We start from the raw sequence: 18,744 nt of genomic DNA, 5'->3' as shown, positions 1-18,744 counted from the left end.
TCACTGCTTCGGCGCGAGGCCGACGATATAGGCGGCGAGCGAGTCGATCTCGTCCGGCGTGAGGATGAGATTGGGCATGTTGCGATGCGAGCTGCGCAGAAAGACCTTGATCGCCAGCTCCGTCGTCGAGGACATGCGCGCGACATCAACGAAGCTCGGCGCCTTGGAGGCTTCGTCCTTGGCCGGCGTCTTGTCGTCTATGCGGTGACATTCGACGCAGAGCGAGGCGGCGAGGCGTCGCCCGGCCGTCGGATCGCTCAATTGCGCGGCCGCGGGCGCCGCGACGGCTATGGAAGCGACTAATGCAAAAATCATCGGCGTCGGGCAAATCATGTCGCAGCTCCTCTATATGGTGAAATCGCTCCGCTTGAAGATCGACGCCAGCGTGATTCCCTTTTCGGCGAGCTTTTCCGCAGCGCCTTCCTCACGGTCGATCACCACCAGCGCGCGCGTCGCTTTCGCCTCTGGATGCTCTTCCGTCATGCCGGCGATGGCCTCCAATATAGAGCCGCCCGTCGTCGCCACATCGTCCACGATCAGCGATTCGCCGCCCTTGGGCACATAGCCGTCGATGCGCTCCTTGGCGCCATGGCCCTTGGCCTCTTTGCGCACGAAGAAAGCTTCGACCGGCGCGCCTTTGGGAAAGCTCACCGCGGCGATGGCCGCCACCATGGGCACGGCGCCCACGGCAAGGCCGCCGACGCCTTTTATTCCCTGCGCCCTCATATAGTCGACGACGATATCGGCGATGAGATGCGCGCCCTCCGGCAGCATGGTCGTCTGGCGCAGCTGGAAGAGATAATTGCTCTTGCGGCCCGAGGAGAGCGTGAAATCGCCGCGCAGCAGCGAATGCGTGTCGATCAGCCGATGCAGCCGCCCCCAGCGCGGATCGGCGGGATCGAGAACGGCGTCGGGACGGGAAGCGCGCAAATCGCTCATTGGCTGTCGAAACTCCGCTGTCGATAGAAGAACGGCGCCTTGCGCCGGCTCGCGTCCCTTACGCCGAGGAACTCGCGGACTTCAAGCCGGTTCCTTCCCTCGGCCCGCGCCGGCGCGGGAGGCGGGGCGAAAAATGCGAGCGGAACAAAAAAAGAACTTGGCGAAGAGAACAAATGCGATACAATCTGCCCATCCGATCTTCGCGTCCGATACCGGTCCGATCCTCACAAGTCTTTCACCGCTCTTTCGCTTCAGGGCCGCATCTCGCGTTGCGCCTGCCGCCCGCCCCGTGCCAGAAGGAATCATCGCCGTGAGCCAAGCCAATCTCCGCCTCGTGGAAGGAACATCCGTGGACAAGACCAAGGCGCTGGACGCCGCTTTGTCGCAGATCGAGCGGGCCTTCGGCAAAGGCTCGATCATGCGGCTCGGCAAGAATCAAAAGGCCGTCGAGATCGAGACGATCTCCACCGGCTCGCTCGGGCTCGACATCGCGCTCGGCGTCGGCGGAATGCCGCGTGGCCGCATCGTCGAGATTTATGGGCCGGAATCTTCGGGCAAGACCACTCTGGCGCTGCATGTGATCGCCGAGGCGCAGAAGAAGGGCGGCGTCTGCGCCTTCGTCGACGCCGAACATGCGCTCGATCCGGTCTACGCCCGCAAGCTCGGCGTCAATCTCGAGGAGCTGCTGATCTCCCAGCCCGATACGGGCGAGCAGGCGCTGGAGATCACCGACACGCTGGTGCGCTCCGGCGCGGTGGATGTGCTCATCATCGATTCGGTCGCCGCGCTGACGCCGCGCGCCGAGATCGAGGGGGAGATGGGCGAGGTGCAGCCCGGCCTGCAGGCCCGCCTGATGAGCCAGGCGCTGCGCAAGCTCACCGCCTCCATCTCGCGCTCCAACACGCTCGTCATCTTCATCAATCAGATCCGCATGAAGATCGGGGTCATGTATGGCTCGCCGGAGACGACCACGGGCGGCAACGCCTTGAAGTTCTACGCTTCCGTGCGTCTCGACATTCGCCGCATCGGCTCCATCAAGGACCGCGACGAGGTCACTGGCAACCAGACCCGCGTGAAGGTGGTCAAGAATAAGGTGGCCCCGCCTTTCAAGCAGGTCGAGTTCGACATCATGTATGGCGAGGGCGTCTCCAAGGTCGGCGAGTTGATCGACCTCGGCGTGAAGGCCGGCGTCGTCGAGAAGTCCGGCGCCTGGTTCTCCTACGACAGCCAGCGACTCGGCCAAGGCCGCGAGAACGCCAAGACCTTTCTCAAGCAGAACAAAGAGGCGGCCGAGCGGATCGAGCAGGCGATCCGCGAAAATTCCGGCCTCATCGCCGAGCGCATTCTCGACGCCGGCGGCGAGGGCGAGGGCGACGGCGCCGAGGACTGATCGCAGACAGCGAACGCCCACCCTCCCCTTCAGGGGGAGGGTCGGACGGCGCAGCCGTCCGGGGTGGGGTGACAGCACGAAGACTTCCGAAGCGTCATCCCCTTCCGCGAGCCGCGCCGCCTGTTCCACTTCGCGGACAAATGCTCTAGAAGGGCTCGGTTCGCGCCGGGCCTTTTCCTTTTCCCTGCGACGGTTACGGCCGAGCGCGCGTTCGATGGCTTTTCGAGCCGAACAAGCGGGCGACAAGAACCGATATGAGTGGCGTCAACCAGATCCGTTCGACCTTCCTCGACTATTTCTCGCGCAATGGACACGAGAAGGTCGCATCCTCGCCGCTCGTCCCGCAGAACGACCCCACGCTGATGTTCACCAACGCCGGCATGGTGCAGTTCAAGAATGTCTTCACCGGCTTCGAGAAGCGCCATTACGCGCGCGCCACCACCGCGCAAAAATGTATGCGCGCCGGCGGCAAGCACAATGATCTCGACAATGTCGGCTATACGGCGCGGCATCTGACCTTTTTCGAGATGCTCGGCAATTTCTCTTTCGGCGATTATTTCAAGGAAGGCGCCATAGAACTCGCCTGGAATTTCGTCTCCCGCGAGCTGGCCCTGCCGCGCGAAAAGCTGCTGGTCACCGTCTATCACGACGATGACGAAGCCTTTTCGCTGTGGAAAAAGATCGCCGGCTTTTCTGACGATCGCATCATCCGCATTCCCACCGCAGATAATTTCTGGAGCATGGGCGACGTCGGCCCCTGCGGCCCTTGCTCCGAGATTTTCTTCGATCAGGGCGACAGCGTCGCCGGCGGCCCGCCCGGCAGCCCGGACGAAGATGGCGATCGGTTCCTGGAGTTCTGGAACCTCGTCTTCATGCAATATGAGCAGACCGCGCCGGGCGAGCGCGCGCCGCTGCCGCGTCCCTCCATCGACACGGGCATGGGCCTCGAGCGAATCGCCGCGCTGCTGCAGGGCGTGCAATCGGTCTTCGAGGTCGATCTCTTCCGGCGCCTCATCGGCGCCGTCGCGGAGGCGACAAGCGTCGATTCCGCCGGACCGCAGGCGGCGAGCCACCGCGTCATCGCCGATCATCTGCGCGCCTCGGCCTTTCTCGTCGCCGATGGCGTGACGCCTTCGAATGAGGGCCGCGGCTATGTGCTGCGCCGAATCATGCGCCGCGCCATGCGCCATGCGCAGCTTCTCGGCGCCGCCGAGCCTTTGATGCATCGCCTCGTCGGCGAGCTGGTTTCCGAAATGGGCCTCGCCTATCCCGAGCTGACCCGCGCCGAAAGCCTCATTCGCGACACTCTGCTGACCGAGGAGACGCGTTTCCGCCAGACTCTCGTGCGCGGCCTCTCGATCCTCGACGAGGAGAGCGCCTCGCTCACGGCCGGCGCGAGCTTCTCCGGCGAAACGGCGTTCAAGCTCTACGACACTTACGGCTTTCCGCTCGATCTCACCGAGGATGCGCTGCGACCGCGCGGCATCGTCGTCGACAAGGCCGCTTTCGAGACCGCCATGGAGCGCCAGCGCGCCGAGGCGCGCAAGGCCTGGGCCGGCTCTGGCGAGACGGCGACCGAGGCCGTCTGGTTCGCGCTCGAGGAGCGTCTCGGCGCGACCGAGTTTCTCGGCTATGATCGGGAAAAGTCCGAGGGCCAGATCGTCGCCCTTCTCCACGAAGGGGCGGAGACCTTCCGGCTCGAGACCGGCGCGCGCGGCGCCGTGCTGCTCAATCAGACGCCCTTCTATGCGGAGTCCGGCGGCCAGATCGGAGACATCGGCGTGATGCGCGCCAAGGGCGTGCGCTTTCGCGTCACCAACACGCAAAAGAAGGTTCACGGCCTCTTCGTTCACGAGGGCGTGGTGGAGGAGGGCGCGCTCACGCCTGGTCTCGCGCTCGAGCTCGAGGTCGAGCACGCTCGCCGCAACGCCGTGCGCGCCAATCATTCGGCGACGCATATTCTGCACGAGGCGCTGCGCCGCGTGCTCGGCGATCATGTCGCGCAAAAGGGCTCGCTCGTCGCGCCGGATCGGCTGCGCTTCGACTTCACCCATCCCAAGCCATTGACCGAGGAAGAGATCGCCGCCGTCGAGCAGATCGCCAACGAAGTGGTGCAGGACAACGCCCCGGTCGAGACCCGGCTGATGGGCCAGGACGAGGCCATTCGTTCCGGCGCCCGCGCTTTGTTCGGCGAAAAATATGGCGACGAGGTGCGCGTCGTCGCCATGGGCCATGCGGCCGTCGACGCCGATCGCGCCTTTTCCGTCGAACTCTGCGGCGGCACGCATGTGCGTCGCACCGGCGACATCGGCCTCATCAGCGTCGTCTCGCAGGGCGCGGTCGCCTCGGGCGTGCGCCGCATCGAGGCGAAGACGGCGGAAGGCGCCCGCGCGCAGCTCGTCTCCGAGGCCAAGGCGCTGCGCGAGATCGCGGCTCTCGTTCGCGCCTCCGTCGAGGAAGCCCCGGCGCGGCTGGCCAGCCTCATCGAGGAGCGCAAGACTTTGGAGCGCGAGCTCGCCGACGCCAAGCGCAAGCTCGCCATGGGCGGCGGCGGCAATGGCGCGGCGGAGCCTGTTCGCGACGTCGCTGGAATCAAGCTGTTCGCCAAAGCCGTCGGCGGCATAGACGCGAAGGATTTGAAGTCCCTCGTCGACGAGGCCAAGAAGACGATCGGCTCCGGCGTCGTCGCCATCGCCAACGCCTCCACGGACGGCAAGGCCGGAGTTGTCGTCGGCGTCACCGCCGATCTCACCGCCCGCTTCAACGCCATCGATCTGGTGCGCGCCGCTTCCGAGAAGCTCGGCGGCAAGGGCGGAGGAGGGCGGCCCGATCTCGCCCAGGCCGGCGGTCCCGACGCTTCTGCGCTCGATGCGGCGCTCGCGGCGGTCGAGGAGACGCTCCGCCAAAAGGCCTCGCAGTGAAGCCGAGGGCGATCGCGCCGGCGTCACTCGTCTCCTAAATATTTTCCCGCAGCGCAATCGCGAGTCGGACGCCATATAATCGGCTGGCGGCGCGCCGGCCGACGTCGTCCCATCGTAAGAGGCCGCGCGACGTTCGGTCGCGCGCTCGAGCGCTAAAAACGCCGGAGCGCGAGCCTTACATCACGATCTCGGGGCCATGGTCGGTTGGTTACCCGAGCGGAGGAGCGCCCATGCATGAGAAAATCCTCATTCCCCTCGATTTGACAGAGCCGGAGCTGACGCGCCTCGCGCTCGACGAAGCGCTCGCATTGGCCAAAGGCCAGGCGCAGCCCGAACTTCGCCTCGTCAATGTGCAATCTCTCGTGCCGGTGGCGTTTCTCGATTACATCCCGCCGAATTTCGACGAGGAATTGCGCACCGCGGCGGAGCAGGAAATCGCCGATGTCGCCGCCAAGCTCGACTATCCCAAGAACAAGGTGACGACAGTGGTGCGTTTCGGCGCCATCTATCCGGAGGTGCTCGCGGAAGCGCAAGAGTGGGGCGCCGATCTCATCGTGCTCGGCTCGCATCGGCCGGCGATGTCGACCTATCTTCTCGGCTCCAACGCCAAGACGATCGTGCGCCACGCCAAATGCTCGGTGCTGGTGGTGCGGCGCTGAGCGCGCCGGCCGCCTTTCAGTTCTTTCTCTCTTCCTTGGCGCGCAGCCGGTCCCGCACGCAGTCGCGGATATAGGCGCGCAGGCTCCCTCGCTCGACGCCGCGCGCCGCCGCCTCTTGGCGGCATTGCTGGCGCTCGACGCGGGTCGAGACGCGGCCGAAATAGCAGCGACCCAAAAAAGCTTCGCGCTCGGGGCCGCCGAGGCCGCGCTCATTGGCGCGTCCCTGGCAGGCGTGGCGAATGCGTCGCGCCTCGAATTTGGTCAGGCGCTTGCGCGCTTGCGCCGGCTGCGCCGATTTTCCGGCGAGCGCCGGCGGGGCGGCGGGCTCGAAGGTCGGTGGCCTGTCGGGGCCGTTGGCGGCGGAGGCCGCAGGCGCGAGCGCCATCATAGAGAGAACGCAGGCCAAAAGAACCCGAAGTCCCGCACAGCGCGCGGCGCGGGAGTCCGAAACGGATTTCATTCCCTGCGTCCGACGAGGGGAGGGGGCTGCGGCGAGCGTGCGCATGGAAATTCTAGCCATTTCGATCCGGGCGAATTCCGCGGCGGCGGAACAGGTCATGCGCGCCGAGCACATCGCGCGGCATGACGCGATCCGCTATGCGTCGCTGCTCGACGGACAGAGAGGCGAAGAAGCTCGTTTCGGCGTCGGCGAGCGCGCGTAAATTCTCCACATGGCGGCTCAGACGATCGGCGCGCGCGCGGAGCGGCTCGCCGGGATCGCGCGGCGCGCCCTCCCGATTGCGGTCGATCGCGGCGGCGACGATGGCGGCGTCGCGGTCCCGAACCACGACATGCAATTGCTCCGCGAAAGTGGAGAACAGCCGGTCCTGCTCACCCGAGAGACGCAGAGCGAGCCGCCATTCGTCCATATGGCTCTCGAGCGGGCTGCGGCGCGCGACAAAGGGATTTTCCGCCACACGGTTGAGCGGCTCGGCGATCGGCGCGTCGCAGACGACGAAGGCGAGAAAGCTCGCCGCCAAGGCAATTGCAAAGCGCAGCAACATCGTCGTCGAACCCCGATGGAAACCCGGCTCGAGTTCTTACGCCGCCTTTGAGACCGAACCATGGCCGCCGCCGTGATTTCCCCCGCCGCCGCCGAGGCGAGCCCGTTAACGACGAATAGGGCTCCGGCGTTAACGAATGGGCCCCGCGAGAGCAGGCGCGGCGCCTCGAACGATCCGCGGCGGCCCCTCGGGCGGCCATCGATATCGCATATTTTCAATAGCATACCGAAAATACCGCGAAATTTCGCCTATTTTGGTCGCAATTCGTTATACTTACGAAAAAACCCATAAAATCTAAACGTGTTCGCTGAAAAACTGAGCTATCTACTTACGGAGCGGGCAAAACAATAAATCTATTCTCGTCTTCACATCGGGGAGACGACGAGAATGTTGCGTAGAGTGGCGAGACTGACGATGAGCGCGGCGCTGGCCGGCGCATTCTCCTTCTGGGGAGCGCCTGCGCGCGCAGCCTCCGAGCCCCTGCTCCATGCGGCTCTCGGAGCCGAGACCAGCGTCCCATACGGATGGCTGGACTTTTGTCATCGCTATCGCGGCGAATGCGACGTCGACGCCTCCGCTCCGCGCGATATCGATCTCACCGCCAAGGCCTACAAGGACCTCCAGCGCATCAACGCGAAGGTCAATCACGCGATCGAGCCCGTCTCCGACATGGAGCATTGGGGCGTCGTCGATCGCTGGGACTATCCCACCGACGGCAAGGGCGATTGCGAGGATTATGCGCTGATGAAGCGCCGTCTGCTGGTCGAACTCGGCTATCCGCGCGCCGCGCTGCTGATGACGGTGGTCAAGGAGAAGAATGGCGACGGTCACGCGATTCTGACCGTCAAGACCAATCGCGGCGAGTTCGTCCTCGACAATATGAACGACGCCGTGCGCCCTTGGACCAACACGCCCTATCGTTTCGTCAAGCGGCAGTCGCAGCTCGATCAGAATGTCTGGGTGGCGATCGACGATCCGAACGCGCCCCGCTTCGCCGCGCGCTGAGCCGGCGGTCGGCGCGCCCCTGCGAAGGGCGCGCCGGGACGGTCAGATCGCCTCCAGCCCTTTCGCATAGCGCTCGGCGTTCTCGACATAATGCTTCGCCGATTCGAGATTGCGCGCCAGCGCGCCCTCGTCGAGCGTGCGCACGACGCGGGCCGGCGAGCCGACGATCAGGCTGTTGTCCGGGAATTCCTTGTTTTCCGTCACCAGCGAATTGGCCCCGACGAGGCAGTTGCGGCCGATTTTCGCGCCATTGAGGATCGTCGCGCCCATGCCGACGAGGCTCGCCTCGCCGATGACGCAGCTGTGCAGAATGACGCCATGGCCGATGGTGCAATCGGCGCCGATGGTCAGCGGAAAGCCCATATCCGTATGGAAAATGCAGTTGTCCTGGACATTGGTGCGGGCGCCGACGGCAATCCATTCATTGTCGCCGCGCAGCACGCAGCCGAACCATATGTTGGCGTCTTCGTCGAGCTGCACGCGGCCGATGATCCGAGCGTCCGGCGCGACCCAAAAACGGCCGGAAGCCGGCACGCGCGGCGCGACGCCGTCGAGCTTGTAGAGCGGCATGATCCTCGTCTCCCGCGCCCCTTTCGGCGACGTCTCGGAGAGACGCGCAGGGGCTTCGCCGGACTTTCTAGAGTTTTTGCCGCGAAGAGGAAACCGCGTTATGGGTCGGTTTGAATGGTCATTTCCGTGATCGACGTCGCAAGGAGCGTCAACAGCTCCTGGCGGTTCGACGAGCGCATCCTATCGATCACTGTAATTTCCATCACGTTTCATCCATCGTGTCCGGCATAGGTCGCGCTTGGCCGTTCCCGCGTCGCGCCATGTATGGACATTAGTGAGGTACAAGAGGCGCAAAGAACTCAAAGGCCTCGTGAAAGAGCGGATGCCAGTCTCGATCAAGCGGCAAATCGATCGGATGCCAGAAGAATGAGAAAGTATGACCGTGGTCGTCCTCAGCCTTATGTTGCCAAGTGTCGGGTAGGCCAGAAGAACGAAAATGGAAGAAATGCCACAGCTGACGATCAGCTCCGATCTGGTGTTGTCCGAGGTACATCAATGGCGACTGAATGGTCAGTCCGCTTTCTTCTCGCAACTCGCGCTCGGCAGCTTCGACCGGCGTCTCTCCTGTTTCGATCGTTCCCTTCACGAACTGCTTCCCAGCCGAAGGATGCACAAAGGCAAGGACTTCCAGCCCGCACTCAAACATTCGGATCACGACGAGGCACACTTTTTCCACTTGGTACATCGAGCAACAATGCCTTCCCAATGCAGCAAATGGGGCGTAAGTAGTGTCCGGCGGTGCGGTCCGAATTTTCGGAGCCCTATTGATTACCGGAATCCTACCCTCATAATCGCTATTCTTTAAAGGGGCCGCCGAGCAAAATTCGCGCCGTGCGAAGGCAATTTTATGCAGGTATTTTTTAGCGCGGAGGAGTGCTGGTATGGCGACACATGGGCGTGAGGAACTTCAGTGCGTTGGCCGCAGGGTCCAGGCGCGCGCGCACGCCTCGCTCATGTCCGATACGAAATGGCGGAAAGTGTTTTCGGAACTCAACAAGCCCGAGTGGCGGCTGGAATATTGCATCGTGAAATTTATCGACGTTACCGAAGAAAAAAGGGTCTATTTCCCGATAGGCTTATGGTCCCCGCGTCCTTGGGTCGACATCTTTGGCTTCGGCCCGATACCTTTGCGCTCCATCGAATGGATGCTTGTTCCCCGTATAGCGAAATATAAGCGGGGCAATCCTGGCGTTCCCGATGGAGAAATCGAGCAAGACGTCGAGGCAATCATGAATGCGATCGATGGGTTTGGAAAATATCCAGTCCAACTCACAGAACGAGGTTTATTGATCATGGGACACGTGACAGAGACACATTCTCGTTGAATGTAGAGTTACGCGTTGCCGAATGGGGACGTCTCGCCAGGAGCGCGCATTCTGAGGCAAACCGTCGAACGACTGGGATCGACCCGACGCAGAGAGGCGGCGAATGAGTGAGCCCCCGATGCCAGAGCAAGAATGCCGAAGCGCGTTCAAGCTCTACAGCGAGGACGGGAAACGAGCAGCCGACGTGCTGGAGTTCCGCAACGGCGAAACATATCTCGACGAGCAGGAATGGGTCGAAGGGACCACATTCAAGAACAGGCATTCCGGTAGGTTGGTAGGTCCGTTCGCTTCGCCAGCGGATGCGGAAAAATTCATAGTGGCTACGCCCTGGTTCCGCGGTAGCCGAGCATAGGCCTCCGCTTCTCACCCCATCTGAGACCTTCAGGTCAGCAAAGGTGCGTGACGGCTTTGGGTCATGACGTGAAATTCAAACTGACCCACTACCGGCGAGCGCGAGCGGCGCCGGCGAAAATGGGCTAAGCTTCGCGAATCTTCCGCGCTCCTCTTTCCAAAGACCCATGCGTCTCTTCGTCCTCGTTCTCGTCCTTCTCGCTCTCGCGCTGGGGCTTCTCGGCGCAGGCGCCTTTCGCCTCCTGAGAAGAGCCGACGAGGCCGCGCCGGCCGTCGTCGCCGCCAGCCTCGGCGATGCGCGCTTCGTCTATTCGCCGGCCCACGCGCGCGACGAGTCGACGCGCTATGGCGGGGCGGTCGATCGTCTTTCCTTCATCGCCGTGGCTCCCGATTTCGCCCCGCCGCCAAAGCCGAGCCTCGATCCGCGCCGGCGCGCGGCCGAGGAGCTCGATCCGATGCGCGTCTTCGTCACGCTCGCGCCGCGCGAGGAGGCGCTCGATCCGGCCGAGCGGCCGTCGCGTCTCTATGCGCGCTTTCTGGAGAGCGAGGTCTGGAGCGGGCCGGGCGGCCTCGTCCTGCGGCGCTTCGAGGCCGGCTCGCCCTATGAGCTCGAGCAGCTCTATCTCGCGCCGCCGGACGGGCGCGCGTTCTTCGCGCGCTGCCCGCGTCGGGACGCCGGCTTTCTCGGCTCGGCCCCCTGCATCTGGGCGCTGCGCCGGAAGACCGTGGATGTGGAGGCGCGCTTTTCCGCGCCGCTGCTGCGCGATTGGGAGGAGCTGGCGAAGGGCCTGCGCGCCTTTCTGGCCTCGATCGACGGCGCGTCCCCGCGGCCGCGCTGAGCGCTGTCAGAAATCGTCGAGGTCGAAGTCGAGAATGGCGATCTGCAGCGTGTAGCTCGTCTGCTTGGCGTCGTCGGCGGAGATGACGCCGAGAAAATCTTCGCCGCTGTTGAGCTCCACCGAATCGGTCTTGCGGCCGCGCGGGGCGATGGTGAGCTTGTCGTTCTCGAACAGCTTGCGCAGATAGGATTGCAGCGTCTCGCGCCCGACCGGGAGCTTCATGCCGAAGGCGAAGGAGCGGTCGCCGTCCTCGTCGTCCACCATGATGGAGGCGATCTTGCGTTCGCCGAGATGAACGGCGGCGTCCTCGGGATTTTTGGGATCGGCGGTCACGCGAATCCCGTCGTTGCCGAGCGACTGGCGCAAGAAGGCCTGCAGCTTACGCAGCTCGATCTTGTCCAATTCCGGTTCCCCCGCTTCACGCGCCTCTTGCCGAGCGCCTCGCCGTCGTCTCGCGGCCTGCTGCCTGTGCCATGAATCGCCGCCGCGCCGCAAGAGGGCGCGGGCGCTCGTCTCCGCTCGCTCGTCTCCGCTCGCTCGTCTCCGCTCGCCCATCTCCGCTCGAACGAAAAAGCCCGGCGCGCGCTGCGCCGGGCCTGTCGAAAATCTCGCCTCGCTCGCTCGGTCACTCGCCCGCGGCTTTGAGGCGCTTGTTGCATTCGCTCCAATATTTCGGCCATGTGGCCTTGGGATTGGCCTTCAGCAGCTCGGCCTTCTTCGCCTTCCATTCGGCGCCGCATTTCTTCTGGCGCGCGGCCTGGGCGGCCTTGCCTTCGGCGGCGGGCTTCGCCGCGGGAGCGGCGGTCGTTGGGGCCGGAGCCGGAGCCGGCGTCGGAGCGGGAGCCGTTTCTGCCGGGGCCGGGGCATGAGTGGGAGCCGGGGCGGGAGCCGGCTCGGGAGCGGCGGCGGCCGGAGCGGGCGCGGGGGCCGGGGCCGGGGCCGGAGCGGGAGCAGGCGCTGCGGCCGGCGCGGCTTCGGCGGGCTGCTCGGCGAGGCGGGCGCGGCAGGCCTTCAGAAAGTCCTGCCAGCTCTGTCCCTTCAGCTCGTTGGCGGCCTTGACGGCTTGATATTGCGCGCCGCATTCCTTCAAAATATTCGCCTGCGCTTTCGCTTCACCCGCGGCGACGGCGAGGCCGAGTGCGAGGGCGCCGGCGGCTGCGTAAGAGACGAGACGGATCGACATCAAATTTCTCCTTGGTGAGCGCCGTCGCCGATGAAGAGTCGTCGGCGCAAACGGCTCCCGACGGCCGCACTGCGAGCACGGCCTGTGCCAATTGTCTTGCATCGACGCATGGGCCGCAAGCTCGCCGCGACCGCAATGAGAATGTTATGAAACGCTCTTTCGGCAAAGATGGCGCGCGTAGGGCGCGAGGGAAGGGGCGATGGCCGCTGAAAGAGAAAATCCACGCGCGTGGCGCGACGCTGTGGCGCTTCGCCATCCAGATGGCGTTTTGCGTTGTCCCTGGGCCGGTTACGATCCGCTCTATGTCGCCTATCACGACGACGAATGGGGCCGGCCGGAGCGCGATTCGCGCGCTCTGTATGAAAAGCTGATCCTCGATGGCTTCCAGGCGGGCCTCTCCTGGATTTCCATTCTGCGCCGTAGAGAAGGCTTTCGCGCCGCTTTCGAGGGCTTCGATCCGCAGGCGATCGCGCGCTTCGACGCCGCGCGCGTCGAAACTTTGATGCAAAATCAGGCAATCATCCGAAATCGCGCCAAGATCGAAGGCGCCATCGCCTCCGCGCGCGCCTATTTGGAGATAGAGGAGCGCCTGGGCTTTTCCGATTATCTCTGGGATTTCGTCGATGGCGTTCCGATCGTCAACCGCCCGCGCACGACGGCCGACGTGCCGACGCAGACCGACATATCGCGCCGCCTCGCCAAGGATTTGAAGTCGCGCGGCTTCGCCTTCTGCGGCCCGACCATCGTCTACGCCTTCATGCAGGCGGTCGGCATGGTCGACGACCATCTGGCGGAGTGCCACAGATGCGCGGCGTGAAGGCGGGCAAGGCGGAGGTCGCCCCCCGCGCCTGGCAGCGTATGCTCTCCGGCCGGCGGCTCGATCTGCTCGATCCTTCGCCGCTCGATGTGGAAATCGAGGATATCGCCCACGGCCTCGCCCGCGTCGCCCGCTGGAACGGTCAGACGCGCGGCCCACATATATTTTCGGTCGCCCAGCACAGCCTGCTCGTCGAGGCGATCGCCTGCGCGCTGTCGCCAGGGCTCGGGCGCGAGGGGCGGCTGTTCATGCTGCTCCATGACGCGCCGGAATATGTGATCGGCGACATGATCTCCCCCTTCAAAGCCGTCATCGGCGACACATACAAGAGCGTGGAGAAACGCATTCTGACGGCGATCCTGCTGCGCTTCTCATTGCCGGCGGAGCCGGACGCCGCACTGATGCGCCTTTCCAAAAGGGCGGATCGCGCCTCGGCTTTTTTCGAGGCGATCGGATTGGCCGGCTTTACACGCGCGGAAGCCGAGCGCATCTTCGGCCGGCCGGCGCTCGGCCCCGACGCTTTCCTGCAAGCGTTGGAGCCGATTTCGGTCGAGACCGCGCAGCAGCGTTTTCTGGCGCGCTTCGCCGCGATCGAGCGAGGCGAGGCGCGCAGTGTCGAGGGTGAGGCGTCGAAGTGACACAGAGAAGGTGAGAGATGGCGCACCTCTATGTCTGCTCGCTCACGAAGGTCGTCGACACGGTGCGCGCCAGCGGCGCGCGCTCGCTCATCACCATTCTCACCGCCGGCGCCTCGCTGGCGCGGCCGAGCGAAATCATTCCCGAGCGCCATTTGCGCCTCGCCGTCTCCGACATAGAGGCGGATCAGGAGGGCCATGTGCTCGCCAATTGCGCGCATATTCAGAGCCTGCTCGATTTCGCCGGCGCATGGGACCGGCGCGAGCCGCTGGTCATTCATTGCTATGCCGGCGTCAGCCGCTCGCCGGCCGCGGCCTTCATTCTCGCCTGCGCGCTCGCGCCGCAGCGGGCCGAGACGGAACTCGCGCGCGAATTGCGCCGCGCCTCGCCCACCGCCACGCCCAATCGCCGTCTCGTCGCTCTGGCCGATCGCCTTCTCTCGCGCGAGGGGCGCATGACGGCGGCGATCGCCGAGATCGGCCGCGGCGCCGATTGCTACGAGGGGGCGCCCTTCGCGCTCGAGCTCGCCTGACGCACAGGAGATGATGAGCTTCGAACATCTGCGCGCGATGGAGGGACCGCTGCCGGTGGGGATCGGCCTCACCGCCGCGATCGTCGCGGCGCTGGAGGACGAGCCGCTCATCCTCACGGTCGCCGCCACGGGCGAGGACGCCCGCGCCGCTCTGCCGTCCGGCCCTTTCGATCCGGTGCGTCACCGCACTTTCGAGATCGGCCTGCGCGCCTGGGTCGCCGAGCAGACCGGCGTGACGCTCGGCTATGTCGAGCAACTCTATACTTTCGGCGATCGCGGCCGCCACGCCCGCGCCGGCGACCGCGATCCGCATGTGGTCTCGGTCGGCTATCTCGCCTTGACCCGCATCGCCGAGGGCGCGAGCGAAATTCGCGGCTTTCGCAGCTGGTATGAATTCTTCCCCTGGGAGGATTGGCGCGGCGGGCGTCCCGAACTGATGGAGAAAGCCATTTTGCCGGGCCTCTCGGCCTGGGTGGAGGAGGCGCCGGATGCGCTCTCCTCTTCCGGCCTGCGGCGGCGGGACCGCGTCAATCTCCTGTTCCGGCCGCAGGGCCGTGGTCTCGACGAGGAGAATGCGCTCGAACGTTATGAGCTGCTCTATGAGGCCGGACTCGTCGAGGAGGCCTGGCGCGACGGCCGCGAGGCGGCGCTGAGGCGCGGCGTGAAGCCGCCGCCGCTCGGCGCGTCCATGCAGCACGATCATCGGCGCATTCTCGCCACCGCAATGGGCCGGCTGCGCGCCAAGATGAAATATCGCCCGGTGATTTTCGAGCTGATGCCGCCGGCCTTCACCCTCACCGAGCTGCAACGGACAGTAGAGGCGATCGCCGGCCGTCATCTGCACAAGCAGAATTTCCGCCGTCTCGTGGAAACCTCCGCCGCCGTCGAGCCGACCGGGGAGATGTCGCTGAAGACGGGCGGCCGCCCCGCGGCGCTTTTTCATTTTCGCCGCAATGTCTTGCAAGAACGTCCTGCGCCCGGCCTCAGGGTCGGCATAAGAGGATGATCCGGCGGTTAAGAGACTATTCACCCTGTCATGGTGAATTTTCTCTTGTCGGACGTCTGTAGAGCGTAGGGGTGTTGTTTGGGTTATCTGTCGCCGCCGCCTGCTCCGGCGCCGGTCGTCGTCTACAAGGATGTGGGCGGTCTCGTCTCGGAGTATCAGGCGCAAACGGAAATCTATCGCCGCGAGGGTCGCGAGGTTCGTCTGCACGAATGCCGGTCGGCCTGCACAATGGCGCTCAGCCTTCCGAATGTCTGTGTCTATCCGGATTCGCAGGTCAAATTCCATTTGGCCTATAATGCGATCGACCATCAGACCGACGCCGGCGTCTCCGCCGAGCTCTTCAATTACTATCCCGCGGCGGTGCGCGAGCGGCTCGGCTATCTCACCCGCCAATATCGGGTTCTCTCCGGCAGAGAGCTGATTTCGCTCGGTATTCGCAATTGCAACGGCGGCGGCCAGACGATGATCGCCGCCGCCGGCCGCAGCCGCCGCGGCGCGCAGACGATCGCCTCGGCGACGCCGGCCTCCGATCCGCTCGGCGATCTCGCGCAAAAGGTGCGCGGCGCGGTGTCGCAGGCTTTCGCCGATCCCACATCGCCGCCGCAGGGGCCGATCCGCCTCGCCCTCGCCGAGCGCGATCGGCTCGCCGCGATCGGCTCCGTCGACGCCATGCCGACGGCCTCCATCCGCTCCAATGGCGCCGCGCCGCTCGAGGCGCCCGAGCCGCCCCGCCGCCCGCCATCGGCCGCCTTCACCAGCGGCGACGCACAAAAGTCGCCCGAACCGGCGCCGCTCATCCCCGGCGGCTACCCGATTCTGGCTACGGGCGCTTTCGTCCCGCCGCTCGTCGGCGGCGCAGCACATTGACTTTTAACGGAAGCTCGACATTGTGTCGTAAAGGCGGCCGGGCAATTTTTCGCCATTTTGTCGAAATAGCGTCCTCGATCTCACGGTCGAGACCGATTCGCCCGTGTCGAAGGGAGGCCGCGTCCAGCCGCGCCGAGTCCGCGGCGAGACATGCGCCGCCGAGACGTGGCGACGGTAGGACGAAGCCGCGATCGATCCGTGGATCGGTCGCCCGTGCGTTCGGCGCTCGCGTCTCGCAATTCAATTCGTCGGGCTGTCTCGCCCGCCGACCAGCGGAAAGAAGAGAGTTTTGGACGATCGGCGGGAAGGCGCGCCTCTCCTCTCACGACGGTCTATCGCGCGGCTCATGAGCGCCGCGGCGGCGCTGATCGCGGCGCTGGCTCCGTCCTTCACCGAAGACGCGGTCGCCAATGGCGACACGCGCACGCTCTATCTCTTCCACAGCCACACCAAAGAGCAGATCGCCGCGACTTATCTGGTCAATGGCCGCTACGACTCGGCGGTTCTCGAGCAGTTGAACTGGTTCCTGCGCGACTGGCGCCGCGACGAGCCGACCAAAATGGACCCGCGCCTCTTCGATGTCGTATGGGAGGCCTATCGGCAGGCCGGGGCGACCGAGCCGGTCCATGTCGTCTCCGCCTATCGCTCGCCGGAGACCAACTCCATGCTGCGCCGCCGCTCCCGCGCCGTGGCGAAACATTCGCAGCACATGCTCGGCAAGGCGATGGACACCACCATGCCGGGCATGTCCATGGAGCAGATCCGCGAGATCGGAATGCGGATGCAGCGCGGCGGCGTCGGCTATTATCCGACCGCCGGCACGCCTTTCGTGCATCTCGACGTCGGCGGCGTCCGCTCCTGGCCGCGTATGAGCTACGACCAGCTCGCGCGCCTGTTTCCGGACGGCAAGACCGTGCATCTGCCGACCAACAACCAGCCGCTCGCGCGCTATGAGGAGGCCAAGGCCGAGATCGAGGCGCGCGGCAACGGCGCCTATGTGCCGGCCGTCCAGCGCCAGAGCAAGGGTCTCTTCGCCATGCTGTTCGGCGGCGGCGAGGAGGACGAGGACAGCGGCGTCGCCACGGCTCCGCCGCCGACGGCGCGCAAGCAATGGGCGTCGCTGGCGCCGCGCCGCTCCGCCGGCGCCTCCGAGGAGGAGGAGAGCCTCGAGGCCGCGGCGCCGAGCCGTCGCGAGCCGGAGCGCATCGTCGCGGCCGAGCGCAATTTGCCGCGCGGCGAGACGCAGCTGAGCGCCGGCCCGGCCGATCCGCCCGCCGTCTCGCGCACCGCCGAGCGGCAAAAGCCGGTGACGACGGCCTCGCTCGCGATATCCGCCGAGGAAGCGCGGATCGAGGCGAAGCTCGACGCGGCCCTCGCCGCACCCCTGCCGCCGCGGCGTCCGATGTTCCTCGCCCTCGCCGGCGCGCCCCTGCCGCCGTCGCGTCCGAGCGAATTCGCCGCTCTGGCGAGTGTCGCAGCCGCGCCGCCGGCCCGCCGCGCCGTGGGCGCCATCGCCAGCCTCGTCGATCTCGGCCCCGCCAGCCTGCGCGGCGGCGTCATCGAGGAGGCGCGCAGCGCCCCGCCGCCGCCGGCCGCGCATCCGGCGCCGTCGTCTGCGCCGACGTCTTCGACTTTCAAGTCTTCGGCTCCTCTCGAGCCTTCGCCTTCCAAGCCGGAGCCGCTGCTCGCCTATGCGCCGTCCGCCGCGCGATCGCTTCCTTATGGAAGCGAATTCGCCGGCTCCGAACTGCGCCTTCCCGCCGCCAGACCGGCCCCGATCGCCAAGCCCGCGGCGGCGAAAGTGGAACTGGTGCCGGCGCGGCTGGACCGCTCCAATTTCCGTGCGCTGACGACCGCGGTCTCGGCGAGCCGGCTGCCGGGCGGCACGGCGCTCGGAGCCACTTTCGCCGCGCCGCGCTCGGCCGCCCGCGCCGATGCGGGATTATTCGCGCCCTCGGCATCGAGCGGACAGGCGCAGGCTTTCGCCGGCCAAACGGCGATTCTGCCGACGGACCGCTTCGTTTCGACGCGCTGAGCCGCCGCTCGCTTTCGTGAAACGGAGGAGGGTCGGCGCAGACCGCTGAATCAGTCCTTTATCTCGGTCTGAATGGTGAAGATGTCATAAGGGGGCGTCGCCTCCCCATTGGCGTAGGGCTCGGCCTCGCCGACCGCGCCATCGGGCGCGACCGAGCGGCGGACGACGCCGGCGACCGGCCCGCCATAGACCTGGATCGCGATCGAAACCTCCTCGGCCAGCGCATTGGAGAGCGCGGTCGTGGGGCCGGTCTTGGAGAGCCGCGCTTCGACCGCGCCTTTCTCCAATGCGTGCGCGTCTTCGGCCCCGCCGGGCAGGCGCCGCGCCACCGCGCCGCGCAAGACGCCGGCGATTTCCCAGACCCCCGGTTGCTCCAGCGACAGGCCGGCGCCGCCGGCGAGCACCGAGGCGACGACGGCGAAGCGCTCCTCGCCATCGCTGTAGAGCTGGAATTGCCGCCCGCGCCCCGGCAGAGCCTCGGCGAAAACCGCCGGCAGGCAATCGTCGCTGGCGACGAGGCGGGTCATCAGATCGCGGCCGATGAGAAGAATCTCCCGCTCGCTGTCGGCGAGCTCGACCATCGACTGAATATCCCAGATGAATCGTTTGAGCGCCGGCGGAACCGGCCCTCTCTCGGTCGCGTTTGTGGTCATGCTCGTAAAAAT

21 protein-coding genes are annotated in these 18,744 nt (G+C 65.6%); 12 read left to right on the top strand and 9 right to left on the bottom strand.

Features of this window, described 5'->3' with window-relative positions; all coding sequences use genetic code 11:
- A complete protein-coding gene (locus KP010_RS11385; protein ID WP_216280883.1) occupies positions 1-333 on the bottom strand; it encodes a cytochrome c in 333 nt (110 codons plus the stop codon).
- A 12-nt stretch (positions 334-345) separates the two neighbouring features.
- Complete coding sequence (pyrE, locus tag KP010_RS11380; RefSeq protein ID WP_142861852.1) at positions 346-939, bottom strand: orotate phosphoribosyltransferase; 594 nt, start codon at positions 937-939, stop codon at positions 346-348.
- A gap of 310 nt (positions 940-1,249) precedes the next feature.
- On the opposite strand from pyrE, the gene recA reads away from it, so the two are divergent.
- The 3 genes from recA (at position 1,250) to KP010_RS11365 (ending at position 5,909) form a co-directional block, all read left to right on the top strand.
- Positions 1,250-2,329, top strand: coding sequence for a recombinase RecA (gene recA, locus KP010_RS11375; protein ID WP_161912649.1), 1,080 nt, complete (start codon positions 1,250-1,252; stop codon positions 2,327-2,329).
- A 254-nt stretch (positions 2,330-2,583) separates the two neighbouring features.
- Positions 2,584-5,250 carry an alanine--tRNA ligase gene (alaS, locus tag KP010_RS11370; RefSeq protein ID WP_142861850.1) on the top strand — a complete coding sequence of 889 codons (2,667 nt, stop codon included), beginning with the start codon at positions 2,584-2,586 and terminating at the stop codon, positions 5,248-5,250.
- Between the two features lie 230 nt (positions 5,251-5,480).
- Positions 5,481-5,909 (top strand): universal stress protein, encoded by a 429-nt coding sequence (locus tag KP010_RS11365; RefSeq protein WP_108917840.1) that lies wholly within the window; start codon positions 5,481-5,483, stop codon positions 5,907-5,909.
- 16 nt (positions 5,910-5,925) lie between these two features.
- Here KP010_RS11365 and KP010_RS11360 read toward each other — a convergent pair whose 3' ends face one another.
- Together KP010_RS11360 and KP010_RS11355 are read right to left on the bottom strand one after the other, a co-directional pair.
- Positions 5,926-6,369, bottom strand: a complete 444-nt coding sequence (locus KP010_RS11360; protein WP_142861849.1) for a hypothetical protein — start codon at positions 6,367-6,369, stop codon at positions 5,926-5,928.
- Between the two features lie 52 nt (positions 6,370-6,421).
- Positions 6,422-6,913: a Spy/CpxP family protein refolding chaperone gene (locus KP010_RS11355; protein ID WP_142861848.1), complete on the bottom strand. Its 492-nt coding sequence runs from the start codon at positions 6,911-6,913 to the stop codon at positions 6,422-6,424.
- 387 nt (positions 6,914-7,300) lie between these two features.
- Between KP010_RS11355 and KP010_RS11350 the strand changes: the two genes are divergently transcribed.
- Complete coding sequence (locus KP010_RS11350; RefSeq protein WP_142861847.1) at positions 7,301-7,918, top strand: transglutaminase-like cysteine peptidase; 618 nt, start codon at positions 7,301-7,303, stop codon at positions 7,916-7,918.
- A gap of 42 nt (positions 7,919-7,960) precedes the next feature.
- Here the strand turns inward: KP010_RS11350 and KP010_RS11345 are convergent, their stop codons facing one another.
- Both KP010_RS11345 and KP010_RS11340 read right to left on the bottom strand, forming a co-directional pair.
- A complete protein-coding gene (locus KP010_RS11345; RefSeq protein ID WP_108917836.1) occupies positions 7,961-8,488 on the bottom strand; it encodes a gamma carbonic anhydrase family protein in 528 nt (175 codons plus the stop codon).
- A gap of 271 nt (positions 8,489-8,759) precedes the next feature.
- Positions 8,760-9,173: an NUDIX domain-containing protein gene (locus KP010_RS11340; RefSeq protein WP_216280882.1), complete on the bottom strand. Its 414-nt coding sequence runs from the start codon at positions 9,171-9,173 to the stop codon at positions 8,760-8,762.
- 196 nt (positions 9,174-9,369) lie between these two features.
- Between KP010_RS11340 and KP010_RS11335 the strand changes: the two genes are divergently transcribed.
- Together KP010_RS11335 and KP010_RS11330 are read left to right on the top strand one after the other, a co-directional pair.
- Complete coding sequence (locus tag KP010_RS11335) at positions 9,370-9,813, top strand: DUF6678 family protein (protein ID WP_108917834.1); 444 nt, start codon at positions 9,370-9,372, stop codon at positions 9,811-9,813.
- Between the two features lie 518 nt (positions 9,814-10,331).
- A complete protein-coding gene (locus KP010_RS11330) occupies positions 10,332-11,003 on the top strand; it encodes a hypothetical protein (protein WP_142864148.1) in 672 nt (223 codons plus the stop codon).
- A gap of 6 nt (positions 11,004-11,009) precedes the next feature.
- Here KP010_RS11330 and KP010_RS11325 read toward each other — a convergent pair whose 3' ends face one another.
- Both KP010_RS11325 and KP010_RS11320 read right to left on the bottom strand, forming a co-directional pair.
- The gene (locus tag KP010_RS11325; RefSeq protein ID WP_108917832.1) at positions 11,010-11,405 is read right to left on the bottom strand and encodes a DUF3126 family protein; all 396 of its coding nucleotides are present in this window, start codon (positions 11,403-11,405) and stop codon (positions 11,010-11,012) included.
- 223 nt (positions 11,406-11,628) lie between these two features.
- The gene (locus tag KP010_RS11320; RefSeq protein ID WP_142864147.1) at positions 11,629-12,186 is read right to left on the bottom strand and encodes a hypothetical protein; all 558 of its coding nucleotides are present in this window, start codon (positions 12,184-12,186) and stop codon (positions 11,629-11,631) included.
- A 199-nt stretch (positions 12,187-12,385) separates the two neighbouring features.
- Between KP010_RS11320 and KP010_RS11315 the strand changes: the two genes are divergently transcribed.
- The 6 genes from KP010_RS11315 to KP010_RS11290 all read left to right on the top strand — a co-directional run bounded on the left by KP010_RS11315 (position 12,386) and on the right by KP010_RS11290 (position 18,079).
- Positions 12,386-13,003 (top strand): DNA-3-methyladenine glycosylase I, encoded by a 618-nt coding sequence (locus KP010_RS11315; RefSeq protein WP_142864146.1) that lies wholly within the window; start codon positions 12,386-12,388, stop codon positions 13,001-13,003.
- Positions 12,991-13,641 (top strand): HD family hydrolase, encoded by a 651-nt coding sequence (locus tag KP010_RS11310; protein ID WP_142864145.1) that lies wholly within the window; start codon positions 12,991-12,993, stop codon positions 13,639-13,641. Before KP010_RS11315 ends, KP010_RS11310 begins: the two co-directional genes overlap by 13 nt.
- A gap of 17 nt (positions 13,642-13,658) precedes the next feature.
- Positions 13,659-14,171, top strand: a complete 513-nt coding sequence (locus KP010_RS11305) for a tyrosine phosphatase family protein (RefSeq protein ID WP_142864144.1) — start codon at positions 13,659-13,661, stop codon at positions 14,169-14,171.
- A 10-nt stretch (positions 14,172-14,181) separates the two neighbouring features.
- Positions 14,182-15,177: an NAD regulator gene (locus KP010_RS11300; RefSeq protein WP_370464697.1), complete on the top strand. Its 996-nt coding sequence runs from the start codon at positions 14,182-14,184 to the stop codon at positions 15,175-15,177.
- A 78-nt stretch (positions 15,178-15,255) separates the two neighbouring features.
- Complete coding sequence (locus tag KP010_RS11295; protein ID WP_142864143.1) at positions 15,256-16,044, top strand: hypothetical protein; 789 nt, start codon at positions 15,256-15,258, stop codon at positions 16,042-16,044.
- A gap of 346 nt (positions 16,045-16,390) precedes the next feature.
- Positions 16,391-18,079: a DUF882 domain-containing protein gene (locus KP010_RS11290; RefSeq protein ID WP_185966572.1), complete on the top strand. Its 1,689-nt coding sequence runs from the start codon at positions 16,391-16,393 to the stop codon at positions 18,077-18,079.
- A gap of 50 nt (positions 18,080-18,129) precedes the next feature.
- On the opposite strand, the gene KP010_RS11285 is transcribed toward KP010_RS11290, so the two are convergent.
- Positions 18,130-18,732, bottom strand: a complete 603-nt coding sequence (locus tag KP010_RS11285) for a hypothetical protein (RefSeq protein WP_142864141.1) — start codon at positions 18,730-18,732, stop codon at positions 18,130-18,132.
- Positions 18,733-18,744: the final 12 nt, after the last annotated feature.

The organism is Methylosinus sp. KRF6 (assembly GCF_018887255.1).
Lineage (GTDB): Bacteria > Pseudomonadota > Alphaproteobacteria > Rhizobiales > Beijerinckiaceae > Methylosinus > Methylosinus sporium.
The sequence above is the reverse complement of the archived record's forward strand: the minus strand, read 5'-3'. Positions and strand labels throughout refer to the sequence as shown.

Bases quoted from the DNA above. Each gene is read 5' to 3' on its own strand.
- KP010_RS11385 (WP_216280883.1), bottom strand. From the start codon at position 333: ATGATTTGCCCGACGCCGATGATTTTTGCATTAGTCGCTTCCATAGCC.
- pyrE (WP_142861852.1), bottom strand. From the start codon at position 939: ATGAGCGATTTGCGCGCTTCCCGTCCCGACGCCGTTCTCGATCCCGCC.
- alaS (WP_142861850.1), top strand. From the start codon at position 2,584: ATGAGTGGCGTCAACCAGATCCGTTCGACCTTCCTCGACTATTTCTCG.
- KP010_RS11365 (WP_108917840.1), top strand. From the start codon at position 5,481: ATGCATGAGAAAATCCTCATTCCCCTCGATTTGACAGAGCCGGAGCTG.
- KP010_RS11360 (WP_142861849.1), bottom strand. From the start codon at position 6,369: ATGAAATCCGTTTCGGACTCCCGCGCCGCGCGCTGTGCGGGACTTCGG.
- KP010_RS11355 (WP_142861848.1), bottom strand. From the start codon at position 6,913: ATGTTGCTGCGCTTTGCAATTGCCTTGGCGGCGAGCTTTCTCGCCTTC.
- KP010_RS11350 (WP_142861847.1), top strand. From the start codon at position 7,301: ATGTTGCGTAGAGTGGCGAGACTGACGATGAGCGCGGCGCTGGCCGGC.
- KP010_RS11345 (WP_108917836.1), bottom strand. From the start codon at position 8,488: ATGCCGCTCTACAAGCTCGACGGCGTCGCGCCGCGCGTGCCGGCTTCC.
- KP010_RS11340 (WP_216280882.1), bottom strand. From the start codon at position 9,173: ATGTACCAAGTGGAAAAAGTGTGCCTCGTCGTGATCCGAATGTTTGAG.
- KP010_RS11335 (WP_108917834.1), top strand. From the start codon at position 9,370: ATGGCGACACATGGGCGTGAGGAACTTCAGTGCGTTGGCCGCAGGGTC.
- KP010_RS11330 (WP_142864148.1), top strand. From the start codon at position 10,332: ATGCGTCTCTTCGTCCTCGTTCTCGTCCTTCTCGCTCTCGCGCTGGGG.
- KP010_RS11320 (WP_142864147.1), bottom strand. From the start codon at position 12,186: ATGTCGATCCGTCTCGTCTCTTACGCAGCCGCCGGCGCCCTCGCACTC.
- KP010_RS11315 (WP_142864146.1), top strand. From the start codon at position 12,386: ATGGCCGCTGAAAGAGAAAATCCACGCGCGTGGCGCGACGCTGTGGCG.
- KP010_RS11310 (WP_142864145.1), top strand. From the start codon at position 12,991: ATGCGCGGCGTGAAGGCGGGCAAGGCGGAGGTCGCCCCCCGCGCCTGG.
- KP010_RS11305 (WP_142864144.1), top strand. From the start codon at position 13,659: ATGGCGCACCTCTATGTCTGCTCGCTCACGAAGGTCGTCGACACGGTG.
- KP010_RS11300 (WP_370464697.1), top strand. From the start codon at position 14,182: ATGATGAGCTTCGAACATCTGCGCGCGATGGAGGGACCGCTGCCGGTG.
- KP010_RS11290 (WP_185966572.1), top strand. From the start codon at position 16,391: ATGAGCGCCGCGGCGGCGCTGATCGCGGCGCTGGCTCCGTCCTTCACC.
- KP010_RS11285 (WP_142864141.1), bottom strand. From the start codon at position 18,732: ATGACCACAAACGCGACCGAGAGAGGGCCGGTTCCGCCGGCGCTCAAA.